This window comes from Pseudomonas sp. GD03903 (genome assembly GCF_029840045.1).
Classification (GTDB): Bacteria; Pseudomonadota; Gammaproteobacteria; order Pseudomonadales; family Pseudomonadaceae; genus Pseudomonas; species Pseudomonas pseudonitroreducens.
The window spans coordinates 1-18225 of record NZ_JAOCBT010000039.1; the positions used below are offsets into that span (position 1 = coordinate 1).

The 18225-nt window shown below is 66.2% G+C and carries 19 protein-coding genes; 6 read left to right on the forward strand and 13 right to left on the reverse strand.

Annotated features, from left to right (window positions below):
- The 3 genes from recJ to N5C91_RS31045 form a co-directional block, all read right to left on the reverse strand.
- Nucleotides 1–1706 (reverse strand): single-stranded-DNA-specific exonuclease RecJ (recJ, locus tag N5C91_RS31035; protein WP_279834274.1); only part of this gene is annotated, 1706 nt, incomplete at its 3' end.
- 153 nt (nt 1707–1859) lie between these two features.
- Nucleotides 1860–2399, reverse strand: coding sequence for a YaeQ family protein (locus N5C91_RS31040; protein ID WP_045209899.1), 540 nt, complete (start codon nt 2397–2399; stop codon nt 1860–1862).
- Between the two features lie 61 nt (nt 2400–2460).
- Nucleotides 2461–3639, reverse strand: coding sequence for a diguanylate cyclase (locus tag N5C91_RS31045; protein WP_279834277.1), 1179 nt, complete (start codon nt 3637–3639; stop codon nt 2461–2463).
- 257 nt (nt 3640–3896) lie between these two features.
- Here N5C91_RS31045 and N5C91_RS31050 point away from each other — a divergent pair, with 257 nt between their 5' ends.
- Nucleotides 3897–5096, forward strand: coding sequence for a CaiB/BaiF CoA-transferase family protein (locus N5C91_RS31050; RefSeq protein WP_279834279.1), 1200 nt, complete (start codon nt 3897–3899; stop codon nt 5094–5096).
- A gap of 128 nt (nt 5097–5224) precedes the next feature.
- Here the strand turns inward: N5C91_RS31050 and N5C91_RS31055 are convergent, their stop codons facing one another.
- Nucleotides 5225–5911 carry a GntR family transcriptional regulator gene (locus tag N5C91_RS31055; protein ID WP_236198375.1) on the reverse strand — a complete coding sequence of 229 codons (687 nt, stop codon included), beginning with the start codon at nt 5909–5911 and terminating at the stop codon, nt 5225–5227.
- Nucleotides 5912–5983: 72 nt separating this feature from the next.
- A complete protein-coding gene (locus tag N5C91_RS31060) occupies nt 5984–6718 on the reverse strand; it encodes an SDR family NAD(P)-dependent oxidoreductase (RefSeq protein ID WP_279834282.1) in 735 nt (244 codons plus the stop codon).
- 332 nt (nt 6719–7050) lie between these two features.
- Between N5C91_RS31060 and N5C91_RS31065 the strand changes: the two genes are divergently transcribed.
- From N5C91_RS31065 to N5C91_RS31075, 3 genes are all read left to right on the forward strand, one after another.
- On the forward strand, nt 7051–8079 hold the full coding sequence (locus N5C91_RS31065; RefSeq protein WP_045209894.1) for an ABC transporter substrate-binding protein: 1029 nt from the start codon (nt 7051–7053) through the stop codon (nt 8077–8079).
- 98 nt (nt 8080–8177) lie between these two features.
- The gene (locus tag N5C91_RS31070; RefSeq protein WP_279834284.1) at nt 8178–9266 is read left to right on the forward strand and encodes a phosphotransferase; all 1089 of its coding nucleotides are present in this window, start codon (nt 8178–8180) and stop codon (nt 9264–9266) included.
- Nucleotides 9263–10585 carry an aspartate aminotransferase family protein gene (locus N5C91_RS31075; protein ID WP_279834285.1) on the forward strand — a complete coding sequence of 441 codons (1323 nt, stop codon included), beginning with the start codon at nt 9263–9265 and terminating at the stop codon, nt 10583–10585. Before N5C91_RS31070 ends, N5C91_RS31075 begins: the two co-directional genes overlap by 4 nt.
- 76 nt (nt 10586–10661) lie before the next feature.
- Here N5C91_RS31075 and N5C91_RS31080 read toward each other — a convergent pair whose 3' ends face one another.
- The 3 genes from N5C91_RS31080 to N5C91_RS31090 form a co-directional block, all read right to left on the reverse strand.
- Nucleotides 10662–11120 carry a sn-glycerol-3-phosphate transporter gene (locus N5C91_RS31080; RefSeq protein ID WP_279834287.1) on the reverse strand — a complete coding sequence of 153 codons (459 nt, stop codon included), beginning with the start codon at nt 11118–11120 and terminating at the stop codon, nt 10662–10664.
- A gap of 14 nt (nt 11121–11134) precedes the next feature.
- Entirely contained in the window at nt 11135–11599 is a 465-nt protein-coding gene (locus N5C91_RS31085; RefSeq protein WP_236174710.1) for a glycine zipper 2TM domain-containing protein, read from the reverse strand.
- Nucleotides 11600–11713: 114 nt separating this feature from the next.
- On the reverse strand, nt 11714–12643 hold the full coding sequence (locus N5C91_RS31090; protein ID WP_236174711.1) for a LysR family transcriptional regulator: 930 nt from the start codon (nt 12641–12643) through the stop codon (nt 11714–11716).
- Nucleotides 12644–12739: 96 nt separating this feature from the next.
- Here N5C91_RS31090 and N5C91_RS31095 point away from each other — a divergent pair, with 96 nt between their 5' ends.
- Nucleotides 12740–13339, forward strand: coding sequence for a short chain dehydrogenase (locus N5C91_RS31095; RefSeq protein WP_236198370.1), 600 nt, complete (start codon nt 12740–12742; stop codon nt 13337–13339).
- Between the two features lie 281 nt (nt 13340–13620).
- Here the strand turns inward: N5C91_RS31095 and N5C91_RS31100 are convergent, their stop codons facing one another.
- Nucleotides 13621–14019 carry a DUF488 domain-containing protein gene (locus N5C91_RS31100; RefSeq protein ID WP_279834290.1) on the reverse strand — a complete coding sequence of 133 codons (399 nt, stop codon included), beginning with the start codon at nt 14017–14019 and terminating at the stop codon, nt 13621–13623.
- 75 nt (nt 14020–14094) lie between these two features.
- Between N5C91_RS31100 and N5C91_RS31105 the strand changes: the two genes are divergently transcribed.
- The gene (locus tag N5C91_RS31105) at nt 14095–14763 is read left to right on the forward strand and encodes a hypothetical protein (protein WP_236174714.1); all 669 of its coding nucleotides are present in this window, start codon (nt 14095–14097) and stop codon (nt 14761–14763) included.
- Nucleotides 14764–14927: 164 nt separating this feature from the next.
- Here N5C91_RS31105 and N5C91_RS31110 read toward each other — a convergent pair whose 3' ends face one another.
- From N5C91_RS31110 to N5C91_RS31125, 4 genes are read right to left on the reverse strand one after another with little or no spacing between them, the layout of a single operon-like run.
- A complete protein-coding gene (locus N5C91_RS31110; RefSeq protein ID WP_236174715.1) occupies nt 14928–15179 on the reverse strand; it encodes a hypothetical protein in 252 nt (83 codons plus the stop codon).
- Between the two features lie 13 nt (nt 15180–15192).
- Nucleotides 15193–15882, reverse strand: a complete 690-nt coding sequence (locus N5C91_RS31115; RefSeq protein ID WP_279834292.1) for an aspartate/glutamate racemase family protein — start codon at nt 15880–15882, stop codon at nt 15193–15195.
- Between the two features lie 17 nt (nt 15883–15899).
- Nucleotides 15900–17000, reverse strand: a complete 1101-nt coding sequence (locus N5C91_RS31120; RefSeq protein WP_236174717.1) for a PLP-dependent cysteine synthase family protein — start codon at nt 16998–17000, stop codon at nt 15900–15902.
- A 38-nt stretch (nt 17001–17038) separates the two neighbouring features.
- Nucleotides 17039–17944 (reverse strand): DMT family transporter, encoded by a 906-nt coding sequence (locus tag N5C91_RS31125; RefSeq protein WP_279834295.1) that lies wholly within the window; start codon nt 17942–17944, stop codon nt 17039–17041.
- Between the last annotated feature and the right edge of the window lie 281 nt (nt 17945–18225).

Consider the following 18225-nt stretch of genomic DNA (forward strand, 5'->3'; position numbering starts at 1 on the left):
GCGATATGCGCCACCATCAGTTGCACGGTCTCGTTGCCGCGAAACTCGTTGACGTCCAGCTTGTAGGCCACTTCCGCCCAGCGCACGGTGGGGTTCGGCCAGATTTCGCGGTCGATGTTGAAGGCGATGGCATCCAGTTGCAGCGAGCCGCACTCGGTCTTCAGCAGCAGTTTCAGGTGACGCTCGCCGACCACGCGCTGCTGGACGATCTGGAAGATGCCGTGGAACAGCGGCTCAGGGAAATGCTGGCCCCAGGGGCCGGCCTGACGCAGCGCGCGAGCCAGTTCCAGGTGGAACTCCTCGGCACCCAGCTGGCCGTCGGAGAGCAGGCGGCCGGTGAGGTCTTCTTCATCCAGCTGGCGGCGGACTTCGGCATCGAACGCAGCGGCGAAGGCACCGAAGTTCTCCTGCGGCAACGACAGCCCGGCGGCCATCGCGTGGCCGCCGAACTTGCTGATCAGCCCCGAATGACGAGCGGCCACGGCATCCAGTGCGTCACGAATGTGGAAGCCCGGCACCGAACGTGCCGAGCCCTTGAGCGTGCCGTCGCCGGCATCGGCAAAAGCGATGGTCGGGCGGTGGTAACGCTCCTTCAGGCGCGAGGCGAGGATGCCGATCACGCCCTGGTGCCATTCCGGGTCGAACAGGCACAGGCCGAACGGCATTTCCTCCACCGGCAGTTCCTTGAGCTGGGCCAGCGCTTCGCGCTGCATGCCCTGCTCGATGGCCTTGCGGTCCTGGTTCAGTTGGTCGAGCTGCACCGCCATGTCGCGGGCGACGCCTTCGTCCTCGCAGAGCAGCAGTTCTATCCCCAGGGACATATCGTCCAGGCGCCCGGCGGCGTTCAGTCGCGGGCCAAGGATGAAGCCGAGATCGGTGGAGGTGATCCGCCGGCAATCGCGCCCCGCCACTTCGAGCAACGCACGCAAGCCCGGACGGGCACGCCCGGCACGAATCCGCGCGAGGCCCTGGTGCACCAGGATGCGGTTGTTGGCGTCCAGCGGCACCACGTCGGCGACGCTGCCCAGGGACACCAGGTCGAGCAGCTCGGCGAGGTTCGGCTCGGCGATGCCGCGCGCAGCGAACCAGCCGCGCTCGCGCAGGCGGGCGCGCAGGGCGAGCATCACGTAGAAGATCACGCCGACGCCAGCCATGGCCTTGCTGGGGAAGTCGCAGCCGGGCTGGTTCGGGTTGACGATGGCATCGGCGGCGGGCAGTTCCGCCCCCGGCAGGTGGTGGTCGGTGACCAGCACGCGCAGGCCGGCGGCCTTGGCGGCGGCGACGCCGTCGATGCTGGAGATGCCGTTGTCCACGGTGACCAGCAGCTCCGGGCGCTTTTCCAGCGCCACGGCGACGATTTCCGGGGTCAGGCCGTAGCCGTACTCGAAGCGGTTGGGCACCAGGTAATCGACCCAGGCCGCACCCAGCATGCGCAGCGCCAGCACGCCGACGCTGCTGGCGGTGGCGCCGTCGGCGTCGAAGTCGCCGACATAGAGAATCCGCTGGCCCTTCTCCAGTGCGTCGACCAGCAGGTCCACCGCCGCGTCCACGCCCTTGAGCTGCTGGTACGGGATCAGCCGCGCCAGCCCCTTGTCCAGCTCCTCCGCACTCTGCACGCCACGAGCGGCATAGAGGCGGGTCAGTAGCGGCGGCAGGTCGCCCAGGTTGGGCAGGGTTGGCGGGAGGGGACGGGATTCGATGCGCATGGAGTCCAACTATTCCTTTGTGCTTGATCTTGCGCCTTGCGAGCTAGAACACGGCAAGGCGTAAACAGGCATGGGCCGCGGAGTTTGCTGCGGCCAATGAGCAGGCCCACGCCTGTTCACAACGCAGCCGGGCCGAAGCACAGCTAGCGCAAATCAGCGCTCGCCCATCAGCCACTCGACCTGCAGTTCGTGCTGGCCGCGCTCGTCGGTGACGAAGATGGTTCCTTCGCTGATCATCACGGTCCAGTTGATCGAGCGCGGCAGGTCGCGGGAGATTTCCTCCAGCGCCTCCTGGGGCATGGCAACGACATTGAGGTTCTTCAGGTGGCGCACGCTGTCGAGCACCTTGGTGGTCCACACGCGCAGGTTGCCGTAGGCGACCAGGGTCAGCTTCTCGCAACGGCGCGAGCACCAGGTCAGGCGGTCGGCGTCGGGCTGGCCGACTTCGATCCAGTGCAGCACGCGGTCGTCGAGGCTTTTTTCCCACAGCGAGGGTTCTTCGACGTCCGACAGGCCGCGTCCGAAGGCCAACTGCTCGTTGTACCAGATGACATAGGCGAGCAGGCGCACCGCCAGGCGCTCCTCGGTTTCCGAGGGGTGACGGGCGACGGTGAAGCGCAGGGTCTCGTAGACCCCACGGTCGAGGTCGGTCAGGCTGATATCGGCTTTGTAGGGCGTGGCGGACAGGGCCATGGGTGTTCCCGGCGAATTTTCGAAGGCGGCAAGTCTACCGCGAAAGCACTGGCTCGGCGGATTAACTCCGTGGACGTCGGTCGGTTCCCGGCTCCGGCGCGGCCAGTTCGATACGGTTGCGGCCTTTGGCCTTGGCCGCATAGAGCGCCTGGTCGGCCAGCGACAGCAGGCGCAGCAGGTCATGGCCCGCCTCGCGGCTGGTGGCGATACCGATGCTGACACTCAACTGGCCCTCCGCCATGAACGGCAGTTCGGCGAATTCACGGCGCACCCGCTCCGCCACCTGGCAGGCACCCTCGGTGTCGGCGCCCACCAGCAGGCAAGCGAACTCTTCCCCGCCGATGCGGGCGAACTGGTCATGCTTGCGCATCCGCGACGCGGTGATACGGCTGAACTCCACCAGTACCCGGTCACCGGCCGGGTGGCCGAAGGAGTCGTTGAGACGCTTGAAGTTGTCCAGGTCGCAGAGCAGCAGCGAAGCCTGCTCGCCACGCTCGATGCACAGGCGCAACAGGCGCTCGCCGGTCTCCATGAAGGCGCGACGATTGCCCACGCCGGTCAGCGGATCGCTCAGGGCGGCGCTGCGGAACTGCAACTCGGCGCGCTCCTTGACCATCGCCAGGGTGGCGAAGGCAATGCCGATGGCGAAGAGCATGGTCTCGAAGACCAGGAAGGTGAAGAAGGTCGAGCCCTGGCCATTGTTGGCCACGCTCTCGAACGGCATGCCGCGGTCGACTACCAGCCGCACCAGGTAAACGAGGGTGTGGAACGCCAGCAGCGTCAGGGTTGGCCGCAGTTCCACCTCGAGCTTCTGGCGGTCGCGCCATAGCTCGGCGATTGCCGCCAGGCAATAGATGACCGTGATCCCGGTACTGACGGCAATCCGTGCCGCCAGGGACTCATAGAACGGCGGCAGCAGGCAGAGCAGCGCCCAGCCCGCAGCACCCGCGCCGACCAGCGGCCAGTGCGGCTTGCGCCCGCTGAAGACGCGCATCGAGGTCCAGGTCATCGCCGAGCAGAGGTGCAGCACCACATTGCCGATCAGGATTGGCAGCCAGTCCACGCCGATGCCGCGCAGGGTGGCGAGGAACGTGCCGAGGGCGCCCAGCAGCAGCGCGGCACTCATGTAGCCCAGGGTGTGTTCGCGGCGACCGCTGTGCCAGGCGAACGCCATCAGCACGCCGACCAGGGTCAGCACGTAGAGGTCGACGACCACCAGCGTCGGCAGGTTCAACGTCATGCAGCCCCCTCGCCGCCCGGCTGCACGCATTCTCCGGAGAATGCCGCCAGGCCATCGGGCTGTAGGGAGGAAGACCAACGCATCACGGAGTACCTGCGCGAAACCGCGCGAGCGAAAGTAGGAAGCATCTGAATGTAGCTACTCTACGCGCGCGCAGGGCCGTCGCAAAGCACGGAAACCCGGTGCCTGCCCGGCGGCCTGTTCGAAGCCGCGCACACGGGTTAGAGTCCCGCCACTCTCCTTGCTCGGACCCACCGATGAACAGCACCGCCAAACCCCTCGCCGGCCTCAAGGTCATCGAACTCGGCACCCTGATCGCCGGCCCCTTCGCCTCGCGCCTGTGCGCGGAGTTCGGCGCCGAGGTGATCAAGGTCGAATCGCCCGATGGCGGCGACCCGTTGCGCAAGTGGCGCAAGCTCTACGAGGGCACCTCGCTGTGGTGGTTCGTGCAGGCACGCAACAAGCGTTCGCTGACCCTGAACCTCAAGCACGAGTCCGGCCGCGAGGTGCTGAAGAAGCTGCTGGCCGAGGCCGACATCCTGATCGAGAACTTCCGCCCCGGTGTACTGGAGAAGCTCGGCCTGGGCTGGGAGGTGCTCCACGCGCTGAACCCGAAGCTGGTGATGGTGCGCCTATCGGGCTTCGGCCAGAGCGGCCCTTACAAGGACCAGCCGGGCTTCGGCGCGGTCGGCGAATCCATGGGCGGACTGCGCTATATCACCGGCTTCGAGGACCGCCCACCGGTGCGTACCGGCATCTCCATCGGCGACTCCATCGCCGCATTATGGGGCGTGATCGGCGCGCTCATGGCCCTGCGCCACCGCGAAGTGAACGGCGGTGCCGGCCAGGTGGTGGACGTGGCCCTCTACGAGGCGGTGTTCGCCATGATGGAATCCATGGTCCCGGAGTTCGACGTGTTCGGCTTCATCCGCGAGCGCACCGGCAACATCATGCCGGGCATCACGCCCTCCTCCGTACACACCACCGCCGACGGCAAGCATGTGCAGATTGCGGCCAACGGCGACGCCATCTTCCGCCGCTTCATGAACGCCATCGGTCGCCTCGACCTGGCCGACGACCCGACGCTCGCCAGCAACGACGGCCGCGATGCGCGCCGCGACGAGCTGTACGGCATCATCGACCGCTGGGCGCGTTCCGAATCGCTGGATAGCGTACTCAAGGTGCTCAACGCAGCCGAGGTACCAGCCAGCCGCATCTTCTCCGCCGAAGACATGTTCAGCGACCCGCAATTCCTGGCCCGGGAGATGTTCCTCTCCGCCAAGCTGCCGGACGGCAAATCCTTCCGCATGCCCGGCATCGTCCCCAAACTGTCCGACACCCCCGGCAGCGCCGAGTGGATCGGCCCGAAGCTGGGCGAGCATACCGACGAGGTGCTTTCCGGACTGGGCTACAACGCAGCCGCCATCGCGGCATTGCGCAAGGACGGCGCCGTCTGACCACTTTGCTTTGGTAGGGCGCATAACGCGCCAGCGTTATCCGCCGTATTGAAGCCGGCGGATAACCTGTTTCAGGTTATTCGCCCTACGGCTCTTGGTGTAGCAGCGAGCTCCTGCAATAAAGTCAGTCAGCCCGCTTCCTGCTCCGGCGCTTCGCTCTGCGCGATGAACTCCAGCATCTTCTCGCTGCCGTCCAGCAGGTCGGCGTGGATCGCCTCGCGGGCGGCCGCGCCGTTGCGTTCGCGCAGGGCGCGCAGGACATCCCAGTGGTGCTCTATGGCCATGCGCTCGTTGAAGTCGGCGTAGGCCTGGGCGATCAGCGGGCCGGTGCGCATCCACAGGCTGTCGAGGAAGGCGCGCAGCAGCGGCATGCCGGCGATGTCGGCGAGGGCGAAGTGGAAGGCCTGGTTGAGCTTGAGCGCCAGCACCAGGTCGTCGGCATGGATCGCCTCGAGGTTCTCGCGGATGTTCGCTTCCAGCTCGTCCAGCTGCCCGTCGCTGGCGCGCGCGGCGGCGGTTTCGGCAGCAAGGCCTTCGAGCGCCACGCGGATGCTGCGGATCTCCAGGTACTGCTCGAGGGTGAGCAGCGGCACGCGGATGTCCCGCGGGGTCTTCAGCACCAGCGCCTGTTCCTTGGCCAGCTGCAGGATGGCGTCGCGCACTGGGGTAACGCTGGTGCCCAGTTGCTGGGCCAGGTCACGGATGCGCAGACGGTCGTCCGGCTTGAAGCGGCCGGTGATCAGCGCCTCGCGCAGCAGCGCGTAAACGCCGCTGCCCAGGTAGGAATGATTGAGCCCTTCGATCGGGTAGTTCATGGCTGTCTCATCGCGTGCTGCGGCATTCGGGCGCGCATGATGGTCGCTGATTGCGCCGAATGCCAGCCGGTTTCACACATGCTGCCCGCCGTTGACGTGGATTTCCGCGCCATTCACGTAGGACGCCCCGCTGGTGCAGAGGAAGTGGATCAGCGAGGCAACCTCCTCCGGCTTGCCCAGGCGATGCATCGGGATGTCGCGTTCGACGATCAGTTCGGTGCCCGACGACAGGATGGCCGTGTCGATCTCCCCCGGCGCGATGGCGTTGACGCGCACGCCGTGCGGGCCGAAGTCATGGGCCATCTCGCGGGTCAGCGCGGCCAGCGCAGCTTTCGAGCAGGCGTAGGCGGCACCGGCGAACGGATGCACGCGGGAGCCGGCGATGGAGGTGACGTTGATCACCGAGCCCTTGGCCGCCTTCAGCTCGTCAAACAGGCCGCGCGCCAGCAGCGCCGTGGAAAACAGGTTGACGTTGAACACCTTCAGCCAGGTGCCGTAGTCGCTGCCCAGCACACCCAGGCGCTCGCCTTGCGGGCCCTTGGGCGAGATGCCGGCATTGTTCACCAGCGCGTGCAGCGAACCGCCGAGTTTCTCGCGGATCATCGGCAGGCTGGCCTGCACGCTGTCGATGTCTTCCAGGTCCAGGTGGATATGGTTGATCAGCCCTTCGGCCCAGGGGCATTCGGCGCTCCAGTCCTGCCGCGAGGCGGTGAACACGCGCCAGCCGGCAGCGTTGAAGTGCTTCACCGTGGCATGGCCGATGCCACGGCTGGCGCCGGTGAGCAGCAGGGTGCGGGTCTGGTTCATGGTGCTTCCCTCTCAAGTCTGAGCCGCTATCTGCGCCCCGTCGGGGCGCGCGATCTGTGAACATCCGTGAAGCGATGGCGTCAATAAAAACATGATGCATCATGTTTTGGAAGATGTTTTAATCGGTCCAGCTTGGTCCTACAACGAGCTATCCGAACAACAACAAGAAACGGAGCAACTTCCCATGATCAACCGCACCAGTTCCGCCCGTTCCTCTCCCTGATGTCCGAGGGCAATGCCAGCCGGCCTTCCAGCTTGGTCCGGCGCAGCGCCCCACTCTTGAAGCTGCCCTCTTATAAATGGGCCGGATTGGCCCGCTCAGGAGTCAACGCATGTTCAAGAAAGCCATAGCACTGATGATGCTGGCCGGCGGCGCCGCCCAGCTCCACGCCGAGACACTCACCGTGGTGTCCTTCGGTGGCGACAACAAGGTGGCCCAGGAAAAGGCCTTCTACAAACCCTTCGAACAGCAGGCCAAGGTCACTGTGCAGGGCGCCGAGTACAACGGCGAGATGGCCAAGATCAAGGTCATGGCCGACACCGGCAAGACCAGCTGGGACGTGGTCGAAGTGGAATCCCCGGAACTGATGCGCGGTTGCAGCGAAGGCCTGTTCGAGCAGCTCGACTGGAGCAAGCTCGGCAAGCAGGCCGACTTCCTCGACGCCGCCGTGAGCGATTGCGGCGTGGGCATCTTCATCTGGTCCACGGTGCTCACCTACGACGCCAAGAAGCTCGCCAGCGCGCCCACCGGCTGGGCCGACTTCTGGGACGTGAAGAAGTACCCGGGCAAGCGCGGCCTGCGCCGTGGCGCCAAGTTCACCCTGGAATTCGCCCTGGAAGCCGACGGCGTGAAACAGGCCGACCTGTACAAGGTGCTTGCCACCAAGGAAGGCGTGGACCGGGCGTTCAAGAAGCTCGACGAGATCAAGCCCTACATCCAGTGGTGGGAAGCCGGTGCGCAACCGCTGCAATGGCTGGCCGCCGGCGACGTGGTGATGACATCGGCCTACAACGGCCGTGTCGCCACCGCACAGAAGGAAGGCCGCGACTTCGCCATCCAGTGGAACGGCAGCATCTACGACCTGGACCACTGGGCCATCGTCAAGGGCAGCCCGAAGAAGGAACTGGCCGAGCAGTTCATCGCCCTGGCCAACAAGCCTGAGCACCAGAAGGTCTTTGCCGAGAACATTCCCTACGGCCCGACCAACAAGAACACCATCCCGCTGATCGACGCCGCCATCGCGCCGAAGCTCCCCACTGCGCCGCAGAACCTGGAGAACGCGCGCGCCATGGACACCGAGTTCTGGATCGACCACGGCGAGGAACTGGAAACCCGCTTCAACGCCTGGGCAAGCAAGTAAGTGGATGGCGCCTGCCCGGCCCCGCGCCGGGCAGGCGCGCCACCCCGCCCGGCCGCTGCAATACCCGAACGACCGTTGAACCTGCTGGAGATGTACCCGTGCCCCTGAATACCGCTCCCGTCCACGATCACCTGCTGGAAGCGGCCCCCGCCCAGGTGAGCGACGCCCAGGCCGCTGCCATCGCCGACGAATACTTCGGCCAGCGCGGCACACTGAACCGCCTCGCCGGCGAACGCGACCTGAACTTCCACATCACCCACGGCCATGGCGACGACCGCCTGCTGAAGCTCTCCCACCCGCTGGAAGACCCACAGGTGGTGGACTTCCAGACCCGCGCCCTGCTGCGTGTCGAGGCCCGGGACCCGACCCTGGCGGTGCAGCGCGTCTATCCTGCGCTGAACGGCGAACACCAGATTTCCATCAGCGTCGACGGCCAGCCGATGATTGCCCGGCTGTTCTCCTTCGTCGACGGCGTCCCGTTGCACCGCGTACCGCAACGCAGCCGCGCCCTGCGCGAGAACCTCGGCGACGACCTGGCGCGCCTGGGCCTGGCGCTGAAGGACTTCGAACACCTGGCCACCGCCGACCACGAACTGCTCTGGGATCTCAAGCACGCCTCGCGCCTGCGCAACCTGCTGACCTATATCGAAGACCGCGATCAGCGCGCCCTGGTCGAGCGTTTCCTCGACAATTTCGAGCGCCATGCCCTGCCCCGCCAGGCCACGCTGCGTGCCCAGGTGATCCACAACGACCTGAACCCGCACAACGTCATCGTCGATGCCGAGCATCCGGACCGGGTACGCAACATCCTCGACTTCGGCGACATGGTTCACGCACCGCTGATCAACGACCTGGGTGTCGCCGCCGCCTACCAGGTGGGCGAGCCGGACGCACCGCTGGCCACCGCCTGCGAGATGATCGCCGCCTACCATCGCCGCTGCCCGCTGCTGGCCGAGGAACAGGAAATCCTCGCCGACCTGATCGCCACGCGCCTGATCATGACCCTGAGCATCACCGCCTGGCGCGCCAGCCTGCATCCCGAGAACCGCGACTACATCCTGCGTAACACCCGCCACGCCTGGCAGGCCGTGCAAGGCCTGGCCCGCCTGAGCCGGGAACAGGCGCAGGAGCAGATAGCCGCCGCCTGCAACCACCCCCGCGCGAATCAACAGGAGCCCCGCCCATGACCATGCCCAACGGATTCAGCGCCGCCGACGCCGGGCGCCTGAGCGAACAGGAGCGCCGTCTGATCGAGCGCCGCGCGCGCCTGCTCGGCCCGGCCTACCGGCTGTTCTACGAGCGCCCGCTGCACACCGTGCGCGGCGAAGGCGTGTGGCTCTACGACAACCAGGGCAAGCGTTACCTCGACGCCTACAACAACGTCGCCTCCATCGGCCACTGCCACCCGCGCGTGGTGCAGGCCATCGCCAGCCAGGCGGCTGTGCTCAACACCCATACCCGCTACCTGCAGGAAGGCATTCTCGACTACGCCGAGGACCTGCTCGCCACCTTCCCCGAAGGCCTGGACCAGGTGATGTTCACCTGCACCGGCAGCGAGGCCAACGACCTCGCCCTGCGCATCGCCCGCCAGTACACCGGTGGCACCGGGGTGATCATCACCCGCTTCGCCTACCACGGCGTCACCGGGACCATTTCCGAGCTGTCGCCGTCCCTCGGCGCCGGCATCACCCTGCCCGCCCACGCCCGCACCGTGCGTGCGCCGGACGCTTATCGGCTGGGTGCCGAGAACGTTGGCAAGCTGTTCGCCGATGACGTGCGCGCCGCCATCGCCGATCTGCGCGCCCACGGCATCAAGCCCGCCGCGCTGCTGTTCGATGGCATCTTCGCCAGCGACGGTGTGCTCGCCGATCCGGCTGGATTCCTCGCCGAAGCCGTGAAGGTCGCCCAGGACGAAGGCCTGCTCTACATAGCCGACGAAGTGCAGAGCGGTTTCGCCCGTACCGGCGACGCCATGTGGGGCTTCCAGCGCCACGGCGTGCAGCCGGACCTGGTCACCCTTGGCAAGCCCATGGGTAACGGCCAGCCCATCGCCGGCGTGGTGGTGCGCCCGGAAATCCTCGAGAGCTTCGGCCGCGAGGTGCGCTACTTCAACACCTTCGGCGGCAACCCGGTGTCCTGCGCGGCGGCCCAGGCGGTGCTTGACGTAATCCGCGACGAGCAGCTTCAGGAGCGTTCGCAGCGCATCGGCGCATTCATGCTGCAGGGCATCCGCCAGCTCGCCGAGCGCCATGAGCTGATCGGCGACGTGCGCGGCGCGGGGCTGTTCCTCGGCGTCGAACTGGTGACGGATCGCGCGGCAAAAACGCCGGCCGCCAACCAGACCCGCCAGGTGGTCAATGCCATGCGCGAGCGCGGTGTGCTGATCAGCGCGGCCGGTCCCCTGGAGAACATCCTGAAGATCCGCCCGCTGCTAGCCTTCGAGCAGGAACACGCCGAGCTGTTCATCGACTGCCTGGACAAGGCGCTGAAGGACGTCACCGTCTGACGTCCCCTTCAAACAGAAACGGCGCGGGCCGCAGTGATTTCGCACTGCGGCCCGCGCCGTTTCGCTTCAGGAAAACCTAGAAGCGCACGCCGACGTTGACCATCGCCGCGGAGCCGCCCAGCACCACGAACTCGGTGCCGACCGGCCCCAGGTGTGCGCCCACCGACGGGATGATCGCTGGCGCCACGCCGTAGCGGTTCAGCGGAATCTTGTCGCGGTAGTCGCCGCGATAACCCTGCAGCGCGCCGCCGGTGACCTTGGCGTAGAACGGCGTGCCTTCCCAGTCGAAGCGCTTGCCGGCATAGACATAGTTGGAGCGCTGGCTGAACGAGTTCTTGAAGGTCGCGCCGCCCCAGACCACGCCATCGGTGCGGTTGCGCTCCAGGCCGATCAGTTCCTGGTGGTTGTTGTGCTCCGGGTCGTTGGTCCAGTGGGTCGTGTAGACGCTGGTCTGCAGGTACCAGAAGCCTCCGTCGTCAGCCATGGCGGAGCCACAGCCGAGCAGAACCAGTGCGGCGATCAGCAGGCGGCGCATGCGGCGTCCTCCGTTCATATGGTGACGCGGCTGGCGCCGTTGACCGTCATGATGCGCACGCGATCACCGATGCGGAACGTCTGGTTCGCCTCCACCGCCTGCACATAGGCACGGGTGCCGCCGTCGTCCTCGCGAACCACGATCTCGACGCCCTGGGTGCGGGTGATGCCTTCTTCCACCGCCGAACCTGCCGCACCGCCAGCGACGCCGCCGAGAATGGTGGTGATGGCCTTGCCGCGGCCACCGCCGATGGAGCTGCCGGCGATACCGCCAACCGCGGCGCCCGCCAGGGTGCCGATGGGCGTCTTGGTACCTTCGATCTGTACCGGGCGCAGGGACTCGATGGTGCCCATGCGCACGTTCTGCACGGCGCGGGCATCGGCCCGCGAATAGGAAGAACCCGACAGGTCGGAAGCGCAGCCGCTCAACAGGGCGGCGCTGGTGAACAGAGCGGTCAGCAGCAGAGTGGGACGGTTCATGGTGGTGTCCTCGGAAGGCTCTCGAAAGTGATGGAGAAAGCCTAACGAGCGGTCCCTGAACTCCCCCTGAACCCTTTCTGAACCATGGCTGAACGAAGCTGAACGAAACCTCTGTCAGCCTTCCAGGGCGACCAACTGCATCCGGCTGCGCTCGAACCAGCGCAGCAGGTAATCCGCCAGCAGCTGCGTGCGGCGCGGCAAGCGGCTCTGGTAGGGGTGGATGAGGAATACCGGCTGGGTCCGGGTCTGGTAGTCACGTAGCAACCAGACGAGACTGCCTTCAGCCAATTCCTGCTGAATCATGTAGGAAGGCAGTCGGCTGACTCCTGCTCCGGCCAGTGCCGCCTTCTTCAACAGGGTGTAATGGTTGCTCGCCAGCAGCCCACCCACCGTCACGCGAAACAGCTCGTGGTGGCGCTGGTAAAGCCACACGTCGCTGTCCTGGTAGTGGGTGTTCTGCAGGCAGGAATGCCCGGCCAGGTCCGCCGGAGCCTCCGGCACTCCGTGCCTGGCGAGATAGTCCGGCGTGGCGCAGGTCAACTCCTGCAGGGCGAACAGCGGGCGCGCCACCAGGCGCTCGTCCACCGCCAGGCTGCCGGAGCGGATCGCCAGGTCGAAGCCGTCGGCCACCAGGTCACGGCGCTCGTTGGACAGGTCCAGCTCGAGGCGGATGTCCGGGTACTGGCGGGAAAACTCCATCAGCCAGGCATCGAAGAATGTCTCGCCCAGCGATACCGGCACGCTCAACCGGACCTTGCCCTGCGCCTCCTCCTGCAACGCCAGCACCGCCTGCCGCGCCCTGGCGGCCTGGGCGTTGAGCGCCTGGGCTTCGGGCAACAGTGCGGCGCCCGCCGCCGTCAACGACAGGCGTCGGGTGGTGCGGTGCACCAGGGTCGCGCCCAGCGCCTGCTCCAGCGCGGAAATGCGCTTGGACAACTGGCCCTTGCTGCAACCGAGCTTCTCTGCGGCACGGGTGAAGCTGCCGCATTCAAGCAGCACGGCAAAGGCGGACAGGTCTGCCAGGTCGCTGGCGATTGTTTCCATATGAAAACCAAAGGTTATCGATTAGGCGGATTATCACAACAGGAACTCACTCTAGACTGAATTCACCTTCAGCCAAACCACTCCGTGGAGAGCCTCATGAAAATCATCCTGATCGGTGCCAGCGGCACCCTCGGTAAAGCCGTCGCCAACGAACTGGGCCCGCGCCACGAGATCATCCGTGTCGGTCGCAACAGTGGCGACCTGCACGTGGATATCACCGACAGCGCCTCGATCCGCGCATTGTTCGAACAGACTGGCGGCTTCGACGCGCTGATCAGCGCCGCCGGCAAGGTGCACTTCGGTGCGCTGGCAGAAATGGGCGAGGCGGAAATGGCCGTCGGCCTGAAGGACAAGCTGATGGGCCAGGTGAACCTGGTGCTGATCGGCAGCCAGTACGCCAACGACGGCGCCTCCTTCACCCTGACCACCGGCATCCTCAGTGAACAGCCCATCGTGCTGGGCAGCTCGGCCAGCCTGGTCAACGGCGCGGTGGAAGGCTTCGTGCGCAGCGCCGCCCTGGAGCTGCCACGTGGCCAGCGGATCAACGCGGTGAGCCCGAACGTGCTGGTGGAATCGATGGAGGGCTACGCACCGTTCTTCCGCGGCTTCAAGCCGGTGCCCGCCGCCGACGCCGCCCTGGGCTTCGCCCGCAGCGTGGAAGGCAAGCAGAGCGGGCAGGTATACAAGATCTGGTAACCGCCCTGGACGACTCGCGAGCAACTTCGTAGGGCGCATAACCTGGAACAGGTTATCCGCCGTGGATACCAGAGGCGGATAACGCTGGCGCGTTATGCGCCCTACAAAGCTGCGTTTCTAACGGCTTTGCGTAGGATCGTGTGGAGCGAAGCGGTGCCCATCAATGCACCGGCAGACATTGTCGATGGGTATCGCTTCGCTCCACCCATCCTACGTTCCTGGCTGTCGGACTGACGCCTTGGCGTCTGCCGTTCACCTGGGTTCGCGAGCAAGGACCGCCCCTACTCGGTCTTGCCGGCATAACAGACCGGTGAACTCCCCTCGCCCTGCTTCTCCAGTTCGTCTTCGAGAAACTCCGCCAACACCTGCGCGTTGTTGTGCTCCTCGTCCCTGGCCGCGTAGAGCAGCGTCAGCGTGCCCTTGCGCGCCAGGTCCAGCAGCCCCATCCAGTGTTCCGGGTGAGCGTTCAACTCGCCGTGGTAGGCCCTGCGGAAGTCCTCGAACTGGCTCGGGTCGTGATGGAAGCGCTGGCGCAGTTCGTTGGACGGCGACGCCTCCTTGGCCCACTGCGCCATGTGCAGGTCTTCCTTGCGAATGCCGCGCGGCCACAGGCGGTCCACCAGCACCCGCTGACCGTCTTCCTGTGCCGCTGGATCATAGGCGCGCTTGCAATGAATCATCCGAAATCCTCCTCGTCGGCTTGAGCTGACCGGCCGCGCTGGGTAACGTGGGCGCACTTTCGAGGAGCCCGTTCCATGCGATCCAGCCGTTTCATTCTGTTCAGCCTGCTACCCCTGTTCGCCGCCTGCCAGGTGTGGACGCCGAACAAGACCGATCTTAACGCCTCCACCCGCCTGCAGGGCGAACTGAGCCGGCTGGACGGCAAGCTGGTGTTCCGCAGTTGCACCGAGCAACGCCGCTTCAGCATCGAGGACAGCGGCAACACCGGTCTGCCCCGCGACGCGCTGGAGATGTTCAATGACGGCGCGACCTCGCTGTATGCCGACCTGCGCGGCAGCTTCAGCGGCAGCAGCGCCCAGGGCACCGACGGCAAGCTGGAAGTGGCCAAGGTCTATCGCCTGCAGAACGAAGGCGCCGGCTGTGACGACCCGAACTTCAAGCGCGCAGTGGTCCGCGCCCACGGCAACGAGCCGGGCTGGAGCGTACTGGTGAACGGCCAGGGCATGCTGATCGAGCAGCCCGGCAAGGAGCCCCTGGTCCTGCCCTACATCGCCGAAGGCGTGCCCGACGGCAGTACCAGCTACTCCAGCGAAGCCAACGGCGAGAAGGTCGAGCTGTGGGTCGCTCCGACGCGCTGCCAGGACAGCATGAGCGGTGCCCTGAGCAACCTGTCCGCCGAGCTGCGCCTGGACGACAAGGTCATGCGCGGCTGCGCCTATCCGGGCGGTTCCAGCGGCGATTGAACGGCCGGCGCGCGGCAACTGCCAGCCGGGACGTAGGAGCGGACTCCGTCCGCGATCGGTCCGCATCGCGCCGGATGCCATCGCGGACATAGTCCGCTCCTACACCCCCGGTAATTTCGGCACCGTAGGGCGCCTAACCTGGAACAGGTTATCCGCCGGCAACCTCAAACGAGGAGCCCCGCCGCGACCAGTCGCGCCTTCAGCGCGGCAAACTCCCCGGCGTACTCCCAATAGGCCAGCCGTCCATCGCTGGCGGTCACCAGCACGTACTTTTCGCTGATCGACTGGATGCGCTCGACGCGCACCAGTTTCTCGACGAAGTCCGGGTCGGAGACCTGCTCGATCACCTCGCGGTTCTGCTCGTCGTAGCCATGCATGATGAACGCCGCGCGCACCTTCAGGCTGATAAAGCTCATGCTTGCGTCCTCCTCAGATAGCCGCGTCGGCCGCGCGCAGGGCATGCAGCGCAGTGGTATCGAACAGCTCCACCGAAGCGTCCGCCGGGCCAACCAGCAAGGAAATCTCCGTGCAGCCGAGGATCACCGCCTCGGCTCCCTGCTCCACCAGTGCGGCGATGATGCGCCGGTACTCCTGCCGCGATGCTTCGCGAATCTGCCCCAGGCACAGCTCCTCGTAGATGATCCGGTGCACCACCTGGCGATCGGCTTCGTCAGGCGTCAGCACCGTCAGCCCGAACGTCTCCACCAGGCGATCCTTGTAGAACGCCTGCTCCATGGTGAAGCGCGTGCCCAGCAGGCCGACCGTGGCAACGCCGGCCGCGCGGATCGCCTCGGCGGTCGGGTCGGCAATGTGCAGGAGCGGGATATCCACCGCCGCCTCGATGGCCGGTGCGACCTTGTGCATGGTGTTGGTACAGAGCACCAGATAGTCCGCGCCAGCCGCCTGCAGCGAGCGCGCCGCGTCAGCCAGTAGACGGCCGGCAGCCGGCCAGTCGCCGGCGTGCTGCAGGCGCTCGATCTCGTGGAAGTCCACGCTGTACAGCGCGATCTTCGCCGAGTGCAGGCCGCCGAGTTTTTCCTTGATGCGTTCGTTGATCTGCCGGTAGTAGGGAATGGTCGATTCCCAGCTCATGCCGCCGATCAGGCCGATGGTCTTCATGCTTCGCTCCCGATGAATCAGTCCAGTCCGATGCAGGGCAGATCGCCGGGCAACGCGGCGCCGTGTTCGGCGCACTGGCGTACCGCCTCGATCAGCGGATCGAGGTCGAAGCCCTGGGAAATCAGCCACAGCGGGTTGTAGTAGGTGGTCTCGTAGCGCTCGCCACTGTCGCAGAGGATCGCCACCACCGAGCCGCTCTCACGCCGCGCCACCATTTGCCGCGCGACCAGCAGTGCGCCGATCAGGTTGGTGCCGCTGGAGCCGCCGACATGCCGACCCAGGCGTCGGGCGAGGTAGTGCATGGCCGCCAGCGACAGGTCGTCCGGCACCTTGCAGCAGGCATCCAGCACGTTGGGCAGGAAGGACGCCTCGACGCGCGGGCGGCCGATGCCTTCGATGCGCGAGCCATAGCTCAGGGTCAGGTCGCGGTCGCCGGTGCGGTAGGAGTCGAAGAACACCGAGCGCTCGGCGTCGGCGCAGAGCACGCGGGTTTCGTGGCGACGATAGCGGGCGAAGCGGCCCAGCGTGGCCAGCGTGCCGCCGGTGCCGGGACTGGAGACCAGCCAAGCGGGCTCGGGGAAACGCTCGTGGCGCATCTGCTGGAAGATCGACTCGGCGATGTTGTTGTTCGCCCGCCAGTCGGTCGCGCGCTCGGCGTAGGTGAACTGGTCCATGAAGTGGCCGCCAGTTTCCTTCGCCAGGCGGTCGGACTCGGCGTAGATCTGCGTGGGGTCGTCCACCAGATGACTCTGGCCGCCGTAGAAGGCGATCTGCGCGATCTTCTCCTTCGAGGTGCTGGCCGGCACCACGGCAATGAACGGCAGGCCCAGCAAGCGGGCGAAGTAGGCTTCGGAAATCGCCGTCGAGCCGCTGGACGCCTCGATCACCGGAGCGCCCGGCCGCAGCCAGCCGTTGCACAGCGCATAGAGGAACAGCGAGCGCGCCAGGCGGTGCTTGAGGCTACCGGTGGGGTGGCTCGACTCATCCTTGAAGTACAGCTCCACGCCCGGCAGGCCGGGCAGGTCCAATGGGATTAAGTGGGTATCGGCGCTGCGCTGGAAATCCGCTTCGATGATGCGGATCGCCTCGCGGGTCCAGCTGCGTTCCTGGGCGGCCATCGTGTCGTTCTCCTGGCAGGGCAAGCGATTCAATGAGTTCAGTCCAGCACACCGGCGGGCGACGTGGGCGGCGCGCTGCGCCACTGGCTGAGGGCGACACCGGCAAACACCAGGCCGGCGGCCAGCGCCTGCTGGCCGCTGAGCACCTCGCCGAGCAACAGCGCGGCGAAGATCAGGGTGAACACCGGGATCAGGTTGATGAAACCGGTCGCCTGGCTCGCCGGCAGGCGGCTGACGCCGAAGTTGTACAGGCCGTAGGCGCCTACGGTGACCACGCTGCCCAGGTAGATCAGGGCGAACCAGCCGGTCGGCCCGGGCGCCGCCGGTATTCCGGACGTCACCAGGGCAAGTGGCAGAAAGAACGCCGAACCGATGAACGCCTGCATCGCGGTGAGGATGAACGGCGAATAGCGCGCCGACAGGTGCTTGAGCAACAGGGTGTAGCCGGTGGCGCAAAGCATCGCCAGAAGCTCGTAGAAATTGCCCAGCAATGGGTTGGGCGCGTGGCGGTCCGGCTCGCTGGCCAGGGTCAGCCAGAGCGAGCCGAGCACCGCCAGGGCAAAGCCCAGCCAGGTGTTGCGGGCGATCTTCTCATGCAGCAGGAAGAACGCGCCGACGGCCACCAGCAAGGGTAACAGCGCGGTAATCATCCCGGCCTGCGCGGCGCTGGTCTGCTGCAGCGCGAGGGATTCGAAGATGAAGTACAGGCACGGCTCGCAGGCGGCCAGCGCGAGCAGCCACTTCCAGTCACCGGGGCGGTAGTCGATGCGCCCGCGCCAGTGCCAGGCGGCGAGGAAGATCAGGCTGCCGAGCGCCATCCGGGCGAAGATCACCCACATGGCGGGCATTTCCTGGAAGGCGAATTTCAGCGCGATGAAGGAACTGCCCCAGAGCGCCATGGCCAGCACCAGGCACGCGAGGGCGAACGGCCGGGATTGCTGCACGGGACGCTCCAGTCAAAAGGTCCCCGGAGTATATGAGGCGCACGCTTGCGGCCGACAGGTACAGAATCGCAGGGAAACTGTATGGGCCGGATTCGAACTGTAGGAGCGAGCTTGCTCGCGAACAAACTCACCGGCGGCTCCAGCGCTAGGGCGGTTCGCGAGCAAGCTCGCTCCTACGAAGAGCCCGCCTTTCCCTGACTTTGGCTTTGGCGCTTAAGGTCTTCCAGAGAAATATCCGCACACGCCGAATGCCCCGTTCAGGAGGCCTCGTTGAAGCGGAG

Coding starts and splice junctions, on each gene's coding strand:
- N5C91_RS31040 (WP_045209899.1), bottom strand. CDS start 2,399: ATGGCCCTGTCCGCCACGCCCTACAAAGCCGATATCAGCCTGACCGAC.
- N5C91_RS31045 (WP_279834277.1), bottom strand. CDS start 3,639: ATGACGTTGAACCTGCCGACGCTGGTGGTCGTCGACCTCTACGTGCTG.
- N5C91_RS31050 (WP_279834279.1), top strand. CDS start 3,897: ATGAACAGCACCGCCAAACCCCTCGCCGGCCTCAAGGTCATCGAACTC.
- N5C91_RS31055 (WP_236198375.1), bottom strand. CDS start 5,911: ATGAACTACCCGATCGAAGGGCTCAATCATTCCTACCTGGGCAGCGGC.
- N5C91_RS31060 (WP_279834282.1), bottom strand. CDS start 6,718: ATGAACCAGACCCGCACCCTGCTGCTCACCGGCGCCAGCCGTGGCATC.
- N5C91_RS31065 (WP_045209894.1), top strand. CDS start 7,051: ATGTTCAAGAAAGCCATAGCACTGATGATGCTGGCCGGCGGCGCCGCC.
- N5C91_RS31075 (WP_279834285.1), top strand. CDS start 9,263: ATGACCATGCCCAACGGATTCAGCGCCGCCGACGCCGGGCGCCTGAGC.
- N5C91_RS31080 (WP_279834287.1), bottom strand. CDS start 11,120: ATGCGCCGCCTGCTGATCGCCGCACTGGTTCTGCTCGGCTGTGGCTCC.
- N5C91_RS31085 (WP_236174710.1), bottom strand. CDS start 11,599: ATGAACCGTCCCACTCTGCTGCTGACCGCTCTGTTCACCAGCGCCGCC.
- N5C91_RS31090 (WP_236174711.1), bottom strand. CDS start 12,643: ATGGAAACAATCGCCAGCGACCTGGCAGACCTGTCCGCCTTTGCCGTG.
- N5C91_RS31095 (WP_236198370.1), top strand. CDS start 12,740: ATGAAAATCATCCTGATCGGTGCCAGCGGCACCCTCGGTAAAGCCGTC.
- N5C91_RS31100 (WP_279834290.1), bottom strand. CDS start 14,019: ATGATTCATTGCAAGCGCGCCTATGATCCAGCGGCACAGGAAGACGGT.
- N5C91_RS31105 (WP_236174714.1), top strand. CDS start 14,095: ATGCGATCCAGCCGTTTCATTCTGTTCAGCCTGCTACCCCTGTTCGCC.
- N5C91_RS31110 (WP_236174715.1), bottom strand. CDS start 15,179: ATGAGCTTTATCAGCCTGAAGGTGCGCGCGGCGTTCATCATGCATGGC.
- N5C91_RS31115 (WP_279834292.1), bottom strand. CDS start 15,882: ATGAAGACCATCGGCCTGATCGGCGGCATGAGCTGGGAATCGACCATT.
- N5C91_RS31120 (WP_236174717.1), bottom strand. CDS start 17,000: ATGGCCGCCCAGGAACGCAGCTGGACCCGCGAGGCGATCCGCATCATC.